Genomic DNA, 13,243 nt, shown 5'->3' with positions numbered 1-13,243 from the left:
GCGCTATAGTGGAATGGCAGGCAAGCCGACCATGTTGGCCGGTCTTTTTTGGGAGGAAATACCATGAAGTTTTCAATTATAGCGGCGCTTGCCAGCGCCGCACTGGCGAGTGTTTCCGTGCTGCCGGCAATGGCGTCGCCCGACGCGCCGGTCATCGCGCTCGCCAATGCCTATTACGGCAACACCTGGCGGCACCAGATGGTGGAGGCGTTCGAAGCCTCGGCCAAGGAAGCGAAGGCCGCCGGGCAGATCGCCGATTACATCATCATGAATGGCGACGGCTCGGTGGCGCAGCAAAACAGCCAGATCGCCGAACTGATCCTCAAGAAGGTCGATGTGATCGCTGTCGACGCGGCTTCGGAAACTGCGGTCAACGGCGTGATCCAGAAGGCCTGCGCTGCCGGCATCATCGTCATTTCCTTCGATTCGGTGGCGTCGGCGCCCTGCAATTACCAGCTCAATTTCGACTTCAAGGGCTACAAGGCAGCCCAGGCCGAGGCCGTCATCAAGATGCTCGGCGGCAAGGGCAGCATCCTGCAGGTGCGCGGCGTCAAAGGCTCGGCGCCGGACAACGACATGTACAATGCGCAGCAGGCGGTGCTTGCCAAATACCCAGACATCAAGGTGCTGGCGACCGTCTATGGCCAGGCGACCGCCTCGGTCGCGCAGGCGGCCATCGCCAATGTCCTGCCCAGCCTGCCGCATGTCGACGCCGTGCTTGCCCAGGGCGGCAGCGACGATGTAGGCATCGCGCAGGCCTTCGTCCAGTATGGCGGCGAGTATGAGGGCAAGATGCCGATCATCGAGGGCGGCGGCGGCACCGACTTCGTCAAATGGTGGGCCGAAGAAAACGCCAAGAATGGCTACAAGACCATCTCGATGAACACCACGCCGGGCATCGGCGGCGCGGCGTTCTGGCTCGGCCTGTCGCTTCTGAAGGGGGCCGAAGCACCCAAGCTGATGATCATGCCGGTGGCAACCGTCGACGACGGCAACCTCAAGGACTACGCGAAGCTGCCGGGCGGCCAGATCATCAGCCCCAGCTATTCGCTCGACTGGGTCAAGGAAAATCTCCTGACCAAGTAACCCAGCCTTAAAGCGCGTCGCGTTTGAACGGATAAAGGCGACGCGCTTTAAGTTCTTGTTTTTATGCATGTCGCGCAAAACCGCTGCGCACTTTTGCGCGACATGCCTTACTCCTCGTTTGATCGGGCGCGTCTTCGATGGACCGCGCCCGATCCCGACTCTAAAAGAACGGAGACGAGAATGTCCCACCTTGCCGTTGCCGACCAGGCAGGCGCAGCGTTGGCGGCGCCTGCTCCCGCCCGGCACAGCGTCGTCTCGCTTACCCAGATAAGCAAGAGTTTCGGGCCAACGCTGGCGAATGCCGGGATCGATCTTTCCGTCCATGCCGGGGATGTGATTGGGCTCGTCGGCGGCAACGGCGCGGGAAAATCCACGTTGATGCGCATCCTGTGCGGCACGATGTGGCCGACGCTCGGCTCGATTTCGTTTGCCGACGAAGTGGTGAACTTCAGCGACTACGACACAGCCGAGGCACAAAAGCGCGGCATCCGCATGGTGCACCAGGAACTGTCGCTGTGCGGCAATCTCTCCGTCGCCGAGAATTTCTTTCTGGAGACGCCCGAGGACGCGGCGAGCCGGCCTGGCTGGAGAACGCTCTATAAGACCCGGGCCCGTTCGGCGCTCGACGCTGTCTTCCCCGGAAACGGCATCGATGTCGACGCCGAGGTCGGCCACCTCTCCATCGCCGAACGGCAAATGGTGGAGATTGCGCGCGCCACGGCAACGCCCGGCGTCAAGCTCATCGTGCTCGACGAGCCGACGTCGTCCCTCGACCTTGATCGTTCGAAACAGCTCAGGGCTTTCGTCCGCGAGCGGGCGAAATCGGGCCTCGCCTTCATTTTCATCAGCCACAAGCTCCAGGAAATCATCGACATCGCCACGCAAATCGTGGTGCTGCGCAACGGACGCACCGCATGGCACGGCCATGTCGCGGACGCGTCGATCGGCAAGCTGGTGCAACTCATGGGCGGCGACGCCAATCCGATCCATCAACACGCCGCCACCGCCGCCTCCACGGCAGACGTGCTGGTGCGGCTTTCCGGTTCTCTGACGGCCGATCTCGGTCGCGATCTCGACATCGTCCGCGGCGAGATCATCGGCCTGGCCGGCCTCGAGGGCAGCGGCCAGAAGGACCTGCTGCACGCGATCTTCAAGCCCGATCGCAAACAGGGTGCGGTCACAAGACATGCTGAAGCCGGTTTCATAGCAGGAGACCGCCAGAAGGAAGGCGTGTTTCCCCTGTGGAGCGTACTATCGAACATCAGCATCGGCAGCCTTGCCCGCCGCCCGGCACTGGGTCTCGTTTCCGACCGCGTCAACCGGGATGCGGCCGCAGATGCCGCCGGCCGGCTGCGGCTCGACGACAAGCGCTTCGGATCAGATATCACCGACCTGAGCGGCGGCAACCAGCAAAAGGCACTGGTCGCCCGAGCGCTGGTCGCCGACACGCCGATCATCCTTCTCGACGACCCGACGCGTGGCGTCGACATCGCCACCAAGCAGGATTTCTACCGGCTCTGCAACGAGATCGCGCGCGGCGGACGGGCGCTGGTCTGGCATACCACCGAGGATGCCGAACTGCTTGCCTGCGATCGCGTATTGGTCTTCGCCGGCGGACGGATTGTCAGGGAACTGGCCGGCGATGCGATCACGGAATCGGCAATCGTCGGGGCATCCTTCGCCCAGCCCACCGACAAGCTTGCCGGTGATCGAGACGGGAGCGGAATTGCGGCGAGGCTTGCCCGTCGCCTGGTGAATGCGGCGCCGTTCGTCGGCCTTGCCGTCGTTCTGGCCGTCATGATCTGGGCCAACCCGGCGGTGGCCTCGATCTTTGGGCTTGACCTGCTCCTGCTTCCGGCGCTGTCGCTGGTGCTGGTGACGGCTGCGCAGATGTTCATCGTCGGCGGCAGCGAGATCGACCTCGGCGTCGGCGCGTTCGCCGGTCTCGTCAGCGTGCTCGGCGCCACGCTGCTTTATGACCAGCCATGGCTTGGCGCCATAACGCTGGTGGCAGCCGTGGCGGCTTACGCGGGGCTGGGCGGCTTGATCCAGGCGCGAAAGATCCCGGCGATCGTCGTCACGCTTGGTGCTTCGTTCATCTGGATAGGCCTGGGCTATTCGCTGCAGCCGACGCCCGGCGGTACCAGTCCGGAATGGCTGTCGGCGCTGGTCAACTGGTCGGTCGGCTTCGTGCCAACCTCCATCATCATGATCGGCATCGTCGCGGTGATCGTCTTGGTGATCGACCGGTTGCCGCTCGGGGTGGTGCTGCGCGGCTTCGGCAACAATCCGGCCGCGATGATCCGCTCCGGATGGTCGCCGACGCGCTATGCGCTGGTGCGCTACCTCGTGGCGGGGCTGTTTGCCGCTGCCGCCGGCCTGTCGCTGACGGCGATCAACACGGCGAGCGACATCAATTCCGGCAATTCGTTCACGCTGCTCAGTGTCGCTGCCGTCGTCATGGGCGGCTGCGCCTTGCTGGGCGGGATTATTTCGCCGGTGGGCGCCGTCGTCGGCGCCGTCACCTTGTCGCTGATCGGAGCGCTGCTCGGCATGCTGAACGTCAGCAGCGATTTCAACGCCGCGACGCAAGGGCTGATCCTCATCGCGCTGCTGACACTCCGCAGCCTGACCGCAGACCGCAGGAGCGAACAGTGAACGCGCTGATCGCCTTCAGCATCTGGGCTCAGCGGAACCGCTGGGTCTGGTCGGCGATCGGCGTGCTGGTCCTGTGGCTGGTGCTTGCCGTCGTCACCAACCGCTTCAGCCTGTCCAGCCTGTCGGGCATCATGCTTTCGGCGTCGTTCCTGACCGTCGTCGGCATCGGCCAGATGTTCGTCGTGACCACAGGGCGCGGCAATATCGATCTCTCGGTCGCCTCGGTGATAACGCTCAGCGCCTTCGTCGCGCTGCTCACCATCAAGGGGCAGGACGCCAACCTCGCCATCGGCGTCCTTGCCGCAATCCTGCTCGGCCTCGCCGTCGGCGCCCTCAATGCGCTGCTCGTCGTCAAGCTCGGCATACCGGCAATCATCGCGACGCTGGCGACCGGCTATGTGCTGGCGACCGCGACGCTGCTGTCGAACCGGGCGATATCGGGCTTCGCCGTCAGCCCGGCACTCAAATATCTGGCGACAGGCCGCATTTCCGGCGTGCCGATCATGGCCATCATCGCAATCCTGGGCGTAGCGATAGCGTCCTTCGTGCTGCGCTACACCGTGTTCGGACATTTGCTGTCGGCGGTCGGCCAGAACCGCACCGCGGCGCGGCTGGCTGCTATCAGGAACGGTCCGATAATTGCGTCGGCATTCATCATCTCGTCGGTGCTGGCGGCGCTTAACGGCCTGCTGCTCGGCGCCTATATCGGCGGCGCCTTCCTCGAGATGGGTCAGCCCTATCTGCTGCAGTCGATCGCCGCGGTGGTGCTGGGCGGAACCCTCATCTTCGGCGGTTCGGCGACCGCGGTCGGCACCCTGTTTGCCAGCATTCTTCTCGTCCTGATCGTCACGACCATGCAGATCGTCGGCCTGCCTCCCGGCGCCCAGGACATCGTCCAGGGCATCGTCGTCATCTTCGTCCTCGCTCTTGCCGGCAGACAGGCGATGGCACGGCGAACGTCTGTCGACCCAGCGAGCGATGACGACGGCCCCGCGGCGCCGGCGAAGGGTGGGCCGTCGTAAATAGCCCGCTTCCATCCTATTCGGATTGCAAAGCCGTGGTGGTGTGATTATACCAGTTAACAAGATGACGATCGGCAGGGCCATCGTTCGAGATCAGGAGTACGCTAGATGACAACGATTGCGCTGTTCGGTGCCGGCGGCAAAATGGGGTACCGCCTGTCGACCAATTTTCGCGGCTCTCCCTATACGATACGCCATGTCGAGGTTAGCGACGCCGGCCGCGAGCGGCTGAAGACGGGGCTGGGCATCGACGCGGTCAGCGCCGATGAAGCCCTTGATAGCGCCGAAGTGGTTATCCTGGCGGTTCCCGACACCCATATCGGCAAGGTCGCGGCCAGCATCGAGAGCAAGCTTGCTTCGGGCACGATGGTCGTCGTGCTCGACGCCGCAGCACCTTTCGCCGGCCACTTGCCGAAGCGGCCGGACCTGACCTATTTCGTCACCCATCCCTGCCATCCGCCGATTTTCAACGACGAGACCGACATGGCGGCCAAGAAGGACTATTTCGGCGGCGTCAAGGCCAAGCAGCACATGGTCAGCGCGCTGATGCAGGGGCCGGAGGAAGATTTCGGCAAGGGCGAAGCGATCGCCAAGATCATCTGGGCTCCTGTCATGCGCTCGCATCGCGTCACGGTCGACCAGATGGCGCTGCTCGAGCCGGGTCTTTCGGAGACCGTCTGCGCCTCGCTGCTCGTCGTCATGAAGGAAGCCGTCGACGAGGTCGTCGCGCGCGGCGTCGAACAGCAGGCCGCGCTCGACTTTCTGCTTGGCCACATGAACGTGCTCGGCGCCGTCATCTTCGGCGAGACCACGGGTGTGTTCTCCGACGCCTGCAACAAGGCCATCGAGTTCGGCAAGCCGGTCTTGATGCGCGACGACTGGAAGCGGGTGTTCGAGCCGGAAGAGATTGCAGCGAGTATCCAGCGCATCACCTGAGATGACCTTTTCCTTCTCCCCTTGTGGGCCGTCATTGCCAAGCTAGAACACCCCTCATCCGACCGAGCTTCGCTCAGCCACCTTCTCCCACAGGGGAAAAGGAAAGTCGCGGGCGCGCCGACACAGGTCACCTGAATTAGTGATTGACTCATTATACCAGTTGGCTTAGCTGTATGGTGGCTCGGACCATCAGGCTTCGAAGCAAATTCGGGCCTGGGGTGGAGGATGACTGGGGAGCGACGTTCCGTTGAGATGAACCGGCAAACGGCTTTGAACCCAGTCTATCCGCGCCCGCGCCATCTAAATGAATTGCATGCAGACAGCAGCCTTGGGTTGATCAAGGCATAGTTTTTCAAACGGGAGGAATTCATGAAACTCACTCGCAGAATGACGCTTGCGGCTTTTGCCGGCATGCTGGCGCTTGGCACCGCTGCACCCGCTTATGCGGCGGATCTCATTGCCATCATCACACCCTCGCACGACAATCCGTTCTTCAAGGCCGAAGCCGTCGGCGCGGAAGCCAAGGCCAAGGAACTCGGCTATGAAGCGCTGGTGCTCGTCCATGACGACGACGCCAACAAGCAGTCCGAGCTGATCGACACGGCAATCGGCCGCGGCGCCAAGGCGATCATCCTCGACAATGCCGGCGCAGACGCCACCGTCGCCGCCGTGCAGAAGGCCAAGGACGCCGGCGTTCCGTCTTTCCTGATCGATCGCGAGATCAACGCCACCGGCGTCGCCGTCGCGCAGATCGTCTCCAATAACTACCAGGGCGCCCAGCTCGGCGCGCAGGAGTTCGTCAAGCTGATGGGCGAGAAGGGCAATTTCGTCGAGCTGGTCGGCAAGGAATCCGATACCAATGCCGGCATCCGCTCCAAGGGCTATCACGACGTCATCGACGACTATCCGGACCTGAAGATGGTGGCGCAGCAGTCGGCCAACTGGAGCCAGACCGAGGCCTATTCCAAGATGGAATCGATCCTCCAGGCCAATCCTGATATCAAGGGCGTGATCTCCGGCAACGACACGATGGCGATGGGCGCCTATGCAGCGCTCGCTGCCGCCGGACGCAAGGATGTCATCGTCGTCGGCTTCGATGGGTCGAACGACGTGCGCGACTCGATCGCCTCAGGCGGCATCAAGGCCACCGTTCTGCAGCCGGCCTATGCGCAGGCGCAGATGGCAGTCGAGCAGGCCAATGACTTCATCAAGAACAAGAAGTCTCCGGCCGAGGAAAAGCAGCTGATGGACTGCGTCCTGATCAATGGCGACAATGCCGCCAAGCTGGAAACCTTCGCGCTGACCAACTGAGCCGGCGTGACATCAATCGCAAGGGACGAGCTGCCGGCTCGTCCCTTGCTTCCATTTTCCTGGGTGCCCTGACCGCCATGCCGAACAAGCCGACATGTTGAACAAGCAGATTTGGCCGACCCTCGCCGCGCCGATCCTTGCCGCGATACTCGGCATCAGCCTGACCGCCTGCAAGATCCTGCCGACACCGTCCGGGGAAAACGGTGGCGATGCCCCTGCCTTCAATGCGGACAAGATGGTCGGGGATATCTGGGCTGCCAAGGTGGTGCCCTATATCAGGCAGAAGGCCGGGCCATTTCCCGAGGTTCACGCCCTGGCAAAAGCCGATCCAGCGGCTGCCGGCGCCAAATATGGCAATCCGAAGAAGCAGGCGAATTCGCCATGGACCTTCGCGGTTCGCCTCGAAGGCAAGATTGTTGCGGCGAATACACAGTCACGCGCGGCAACCATGGATGTCGATGCCGACGCCGACGGCAAGGCGGATGCGCGGGTGCAGATCGGACCCGCGGTGCGTGGCACCGCGCTGCGCGACAGCCTCGACTTCATCCAGTTCAACGATTTCACCAACCAGATCGACTTCGCCCAGTTCGGCAAGGCGTTCAACATCCATGCCGACAAGACAGTTCTTTCCAAGCTGCCGCGCGAAGCGCTGGAGGGCCGGAGCGTCAGGGTTGTCGGCGCCTATGTCATGGGCAGCGGCCAGGACCTGCCGCTGGTGACGCCGGCGGAGGCAGAGATCGGGCCGAAGCTATGAATACCGATCACGATGTCATCCTGAAGCTGGAAGACGTCTCGAAGGTCTATTCGGGGACCGTCGCGGTCAAGCGCGCGAATTTCGAGGTGCGCAAGGGCGCGGTCAACGTGCTGGTCGGCGAGAACGGCGCCGGCAAATCGACGCTGATGAAGATCATCGCCGGCGTCGAACAGCCGACGCTCGGCCGCATTCTCCTGGAGGGTGAGGAGGTTTCCTTCTCGTCATCCGGCGACGCAGTGAACCGCGGCATCGGCATGGTGTTTCAGGAGCTGAACCTGTTCGGCAACCTGACGGTCGCCGAAAACATTTTCGCCACCCGCGAGATCACCAACCGGTTCCGCAAGATCGACAGCGGAGAACAGGAGCGCCGCGCGGCCGAATTTCTCGAGCGCTTGGAAGCCGGCATCCGGCCGGACATGCTGGTCGAGGATCTGCGCATCGGCCAGCAGCAGCTGGTCGAGATCGCCAAGGCGGTTTCGCTCGATGCGCGCATCCTGATCATGGACGAACCGACCTCGGCGCTAAGTGCGGCGGAAGTCGAGATCCTGTTCAAGGTGATTGCCGACCTCAAGGCGCGCGGCGTGGCGATCGTCTACATCTCGCACCGGCTCGAGGAGCTGATCCGCATCGGCGACTACATCACCGTGCTGCGAGATGGGCGGATAACCGGCCAGGAGAAGATGAAAAACGTCGACACGCAATGGATCGTGCGGCAGATGATCGGCTCGGACGCCAAGGACTTCGCCAAGGCCGACGGCCATGTTCCGGGCGAAGAGATATTCCGCGCCGAGGATATCTGCCTGCCGCGCGTGACCGGCGGGCTTGCGGTCGATCACGTCTCGCTGTCGCTGCGTGCCGGCGAGATCCTTGGCATCTATGGCCTGATGGGCGCCGGACGCAGCGAGCTGTTCGACTGCATCATGGGACGCCACGGCCATGCGACCGGAGCGATCTTTATCGCCGGCAAGAAAGTGAAAGAGCGCGACACGACGCGACGCATCCGGCGCGGTTTGGCGCTGATCCCCGAGGACCGCCAGCGCGAAGGGCTGGTGTCGATCCTCTCCGTCGCCAGCAACCTGACGCTGGCCAGCCTGTCGCGGTTTGTGCGCCTGTTCCATATCAGCGGCGCCAAGGAAAACCAGGCGGTGACGCAGATGGTGCGGGAGCTGGCGATCAAGGTCGCCGACCCAGCACAGGAGGTCTCGTCGCTGTCGGGCGGCAACCAGCAGAAGGTGGTCATCGGCAAGGCGCTGCTCACCGGGCCCAAGGTGCTGCTGATGGACGAACCCAGCCGCGGCATCGATGTCGGCGCCAAGGCCGATGTCTTCCGCACCATGCGCAAACTGTCCCGCGACGGACTGGGCATACTTTTCGCCACCTCCGATCTCGACGAGGTGATGGCACTGTCGGACCGGATCGCGGTGATGAGCAATGGAAAACTGACCGGCATGTTCGATCGCGCCGAGGCGACGGAGGCGGCACTCGTCGCCGCATCGGCGCTTGGCCACGGACCGGTCCCGCACACGGAGAGCCCCGCCCATGACTGACATCCCCGCCAAGGCTTCCGTTGCCTCCGCCTCGAACGGCTCCGTCCTGCTGACGCTGATGAAGGCGAGGACGTTCATTGCGCTGATCGCCGTCCTGATCTTCTTCTCGATCGCGGCACCCAATTTCCTGTCGGCGGCCAACCTGATCCTGATGTCGAAGCACGTGGCGCTGAACGCGTTCCTGGCCATGGGCATGACCTTCGTCATCATCACCGGAGGCATCGACCTGTCGGTCGGCTCGATCGTCGGCCTGTGCGGCATGGTGGCCGGCTATCTCGTGCTCAACGGCATCGACCTGCAGGTCGGCTACACGCTCTATTTCAACGTCTTCGAGATCGCCCTGATCACGCTGGCGGTCGGCATATTGATCGGCGCCGTCAACGGATTGCTGATCACCAGGCTGAATGTCGCGCCGTTCATCGCCACGCTCGGCGTGCTCTATGTCGCGCGCGGCCTTGCGCTGCTGTCGTCCGATGGCCGCACTTTCCCGAACCTCGTCGGCAAGCCCGATCTGGGCACGACGGGGTTCGGTTTCCTCGGCGCCGGCCGGCTGCTCGGCCTGCCGGTCTCGATATGGATTCTTGTCGTCGTAGCACTTGGGGCCGCCTATCTCGCCAAATACACCCCGCTCGGCCGCCACATCTTCGCCGTCGGCGGCAACGAGCGGGCGGCGCGGATTTCGGGCGTCCGCGTCAACATGGTGAAGATGTTCGTCTACATGTTCTCCGGTCTCTGTGCGGCGATCGTCGGCCTGATCATCTCGTCCGAATTGATGGCCTCGCATCCGGCGACCGGCGAAAGCTTCGAGCTGAACGCCATCGCCGCGGCAGTGCTCGGCGGCACCTCGATGTCGGGTGGCCGCGGCACGATCGGCGGCACCATCGTCGGCGCCTTCGTCATCGGCATTCTCTCCGACGGGCTGGTGATGATGGGCGTAAGCTCCTTCTGGCAAATGGTGATCAAGGGCCTCGTCATTATCGTCGCCGTCGTTGTCGACCAGGCGCAGCGCCGGCTGCAACAACGCGTTACACTGATGCAGATGGCAAAGGCGGGCTGAGCATGGCGGAGCTGCGTGGAGCGCTGATCGGCTGCGGCTTCTTTGCCGTCAACCAGATGCACGCCTGGCGCGACATCGAAAGTGCCTCGATCGTCGCCATTTGCGACCGCGACCCGGAACGGCTCGAGGTGGTCGGCGAACAGTTCGGCATTGCGCGGCGCTACACCGACGCGGCGGAAATGTTCGCGGGCGAGACGCTCGACTTCGTCGACATCGCCACCACCGCGCCGAGCCACCGTCCGCTTGTCGAGATGGCGGCGCGGCACCGCGTTCCGGCTATCTGTCAAAAGCCGTTCGCACCGTCGCTTGCCGACGCAAAGGCCATGGTGAAGGCCTGCACTGACGCAGGCGTGCCGCTGATGGTGCACGAGAACTTTCGCTGGCAGTCACCGATCCAGGCGGTGCGTGCGGTGCTCGACAGCGGCGACATCGGCACGCCCTTCTTTGGACGGATCTCGTTCCGCTCGGCCTATGACGTGTTTTCCGGCCAGCCCTATCTGGCGACGGGAAAGCGCTTCATCATCGAGGATCTCGGTATCCACATCCTCGACATCGCCCGCTTTCTGCTGGGCGACGTGTCGACGATCACGACACGAACCGCTCGCATCAATCCTGAGATTGCCGGCGAGGACGTCGCAACTATGCTGATGGACCACCAGGGCGGCGCAACGTCTGTGGTCGATTGCAGCTATGCGACGAAACTCGCGACAGAACCTTTTCCGCAGACGCTGGTCGAGATCGACGGCAGCGATGGCACGATCCGGCTTGAGCAGAATTACCGGCTCACTGTCACCGGCAAGAGCGGAACGACGGTTCGCGACGTCTCGCCACCGCTGCTGCCTTGGGCATCGCGACCGTGGCACAACATCCAGGAAAGCGTTGTCGCCATTCAAAAGCACTGGGTCGACTGCCTGGCGAACGGGACCGAGCCGGCAACTTCGGGTGCGGACAATCTTAGGACATTGGCGCTGGTCGAGGCCGCCTATGCGGGGGCTGCGAGCCGTGAACCGGTACAGCTCGACGCTCTGCTCAGATGACCGCCGACGCCTTCCTCCTTTATGGCACGCCCGCGGTCGAGGCCGAGCCCGTCAGGTTGCGCGCCGGCGCGCTCACCGCGGAGTTCGTCAATGGCAATCTGCGCACCATCCGCTATGGCGGCGTCGAAGTGCTGCGTGCCATCGCCTATATCGTCAGGGATCGCGACTGGGGCACCTACGAGCCGGCGCTCACGGACCTGACTGTAGACCAGGGTGCCGATAATTTCTCCGTCAGCTATTCGGCAAGTTGCGTCGGACCAGAGGGAAGCCGGCTCGGCTTTCGCGCCACGATCGAGGCTTCCGCCGACGGCCAGTTGGTTTTCGACGTCAGCGCCCTGCCCGAAAGCGATTTCGAGACAAACCGCTGCGGCTTCTGCATCCTGCATCCGATCGCCGGCCTGGCCGGCAACCCAGTCACGGTGGAGCACACTGACGGCAGCGTGGTGGAAACAAAGCTTCCGTTTTTGATCGACCCTTGGCAGCCCTTCAAGGATTTGCGGGCGATCACCCATGAAGTCCGGCCCGGCGTCACCGCCGAATGCCGGATGGAAGGCGACGCGTTTGAGATGGAGGACCAGAGGAACTGGTCGGATGCCTCCTACAAGACCTATGTCCGTCCGCTCGCGCTGCCATGGCCCTATGTGCTGCCTGCCGGCGAGACTGTGCGCCAGAAGATCAGCTTGCGGATGACCGGCGGCGACAAGGTGCCGGCTGTCGCAACAGCCGCCGAACCTGTCCGCGTCGAGCTCGGCGAGGCCGGATCGCTGCTGCCGGATATCGGCGTGATCATCTACCCGGACGAGGTCGATGCTACGCTGGCAAACCTTTCGACAATGTCCGCGCTTGGCCCACAACAGCTGATGTTCCACTATGACCCGACGCGCGGCCACGGACTCGACGCCTTGCAGTCCTACGCCCGGCTCGCCGCAGCCTATCCGGCTAAAACGACGCTTGAATGCGTCGTTTCCTGCGTTGGCGATCTCGATGCCGAGCTTTCAGGAGTCGCCGGCATGGTGCGACAGGCCGGGCTGAAGCTCTCAGCCATTGCCGTTTCGCCTTCGGTCGACCGGCAGTCGACGCCGCCGGGCAGCGCATGGCCTGAATGTCCGCCGCTCGAAGACGTCTATTCTGCCGCCCGCCGCGCCTTTCCCGATCTCCGCCTCGGCGGTGGCATGTTCAGCTATTTCACCGAACTCAACCGCAAGCGCGTTCCCGCCGACTTGCTCGATTTCGTCACCCATTGCACCTGCCCGATCGTGCACGCCGCCGACGATCTCAGCGTCATGCAATCGTTGGAGGCACTGCCTTTCATCACCGCCTCGACGCGGGCGATCTTCGGGCCAAAACCCTACCGGATCGGCCCGTCGACCATCGCCATGCGGCAGAACCCCTATGGCGGCGCGACCAAGGCCAACCCGCACAATCAGCGCATCGCTATGGCCGATCGGGATCCCCGCCATGCCGGCCTGTTCGCGGCAGCATGGACGATCGGCTATGCCGCACGCGTCGCGCCGGCCGGACTGGAGATGCTCACGCTTTCCAGCTTCAGCGGACCGTTCGGTGTGCTGGCGGCATCCGGGGAACCCGTCGGCGAAGGTGATGTCAGGCCGATCTTCCAAGCTGTACAGGGGCTTTGTGAGCTGGCCGGCCTTGCGCATGTTGCGACAAGCACGAGCGACGAGACCAAGGTGCTCGCGCTGGCTGGCCGTTCTGCCTCGGGCGAGACCGTCATGTGGCTGGCGAACCTGACGGCGAACGATTTGACGGTTGATGTTTCCGTGCTTGGCCAAGGCCAGCTTGTGATGGCGCCCTACGCGATCACCCGGATCGGGTGA

The 13,243-nt window shown here is 63.4% G+C and carries 10 protein-coding genes; all 10 read left to right on the top strand.

Annotated features, from left to right (window positions below):
* Positions 1-63: 63 nt before the first annotated feature.
* The 10 genes from NKH73_RS21755 (at position 64) to apnL (ending at position 13,243) form a co-directional block, all read left to right on the top strand.
* A complete protein-coding gene (locus NKH73_RS21755) occupies positions 64-1,086 on the top strand; it encodes an ABC transporter substrate-binding protein (protein WP_352936087.1) in 1,023 nt (340 codons plus the stop codon).
* 180 nt (positions 1,087-1,266) lie between these two features.
* Positions 1,267-3,744, top strand: a complete 2,478-nt coding sequence (locus NKH73_RS21750) for an ATP-binding cassette domain-containing protein (RefSeq protein WP_352936086.1) — start codon at positions 1,267-1,269, stop codon at positions 3,742-3,744.
* Positions 3,741-4,766: an ABC transporter permease gene (locus NKH73_RS21745; protein WP_352936085.1), complete on the top strand. Its 1,026-nt coding sequence runs from the start codon at positions 3,741-3,743 to the stop codon at positions 4,764-4,766. The genes NKH73_RS21750 and NKH73_RS21745 overlap by 4 nt, the downstream gene beginning before the upstream one ends.
* A 108-nt stretch (positions 4,767-4,874) precedes the next feature.
* The gene (locus NKH73_RS21740; RefSeq protein ID WP_352936083.1) at positions 4,875-5,702 is read left to right on the top strand and encodes a phosphogluconate dehydrogenase C-terminal domain-containing protein; all 828 of its coding nucleotides are present in this window, start codon (positions 4,875-4,877) and stop codon (positions 5,700-5,702) included.
* A gap of 369 nt (positions 5,703-6,071) precedes the next feature.
* Positions 6,072-7,013: a D-ribose ABC transporter substrate-binding protein gene (locus tag NKH73_RS21735; RefSeq protein ID WP_095483864.1), complete on the top strand. Its 942-nt coding sequence runs from the start codon at positions 6,072-6,074 to the stop codon at positions 7,011-7,013.
* 94 nt (positions 7,014-7,107) lie between these two features.
* Positions 7,108-7,767, top strand: coding sequence for a DUF2291 family protein (locus NKH73_RS21730; protein ID WP_352936080.1), 660 nt, complete (start codon positions 7,108-7,110; stop codon positions 7,765-7,767).
* Positions 7,764-9,314 carry a sugar ABC transporter ATP-binding protein gene (locus tag NKH73_RS21725; RefSeq protein WP_352936079.1) on the top strand — a complete coding sequence of 517 codons (1,551 nt, stop codon included), beginning with the start codon at positions 7,764-7,766 and terminating at the stop codon, positions 9,312-9,314. Before NKH73_RS21730 ends, NKH73_RS21725 begins: the two co-directional genes overlap by 4 nt.
* Complete coding sequence (locus NKH73_RS21720; protein WP_352936077.1) at positions 9,307-10,371, top strand: ABC transporter permease; 1,065 nt, start codon at positions 9,307-9,309, stop codon at positions 10,369-10,371. Before NKH73_RS21725 ends, NKH73_RS21720 begins: the two co-directional genes overlap by 8 nt.
* A 2-nt stretch (positions 10,372-10,373) precedes the next feature.
* A complete protein-coding gene (locus NKH73_RS21715) occupies positions 10,374-11,408 on the top strand; it encodes a Gfo/Idh/MocA family protein (protein ID WP_352936075.1) in 1,035 nt (344 codons plus the stop codon).
* Positions 11,405-13,243, top strand: coding sequence for a D-apionate lactonase (gene apnL, locus NKH73_RS21710; protein ID WP_352936073.1), 1,839 nt, complete (start codon positions 11,405-11,407; stop codon positions 13,241-13,243). The genes NKH73_RS21715 and apnL overlap by 4 nt, the downstream gene beginning before the upstream one ends.

Source organism: Mesorhizobium sp. M0938 (genome assembly GCF_040319125.1).
GTDB lineage: Bacteria > Pseudomonadota > Alphaproteobacteria > Rhizobiales > Rhizobiaceae > Mesorhizobium > Mesorhizobium robiniae.
Note: the sequence above shows the minus strand (reverse complement) of the source record. Positions and strands in the feature narration are given on the sequence as shown.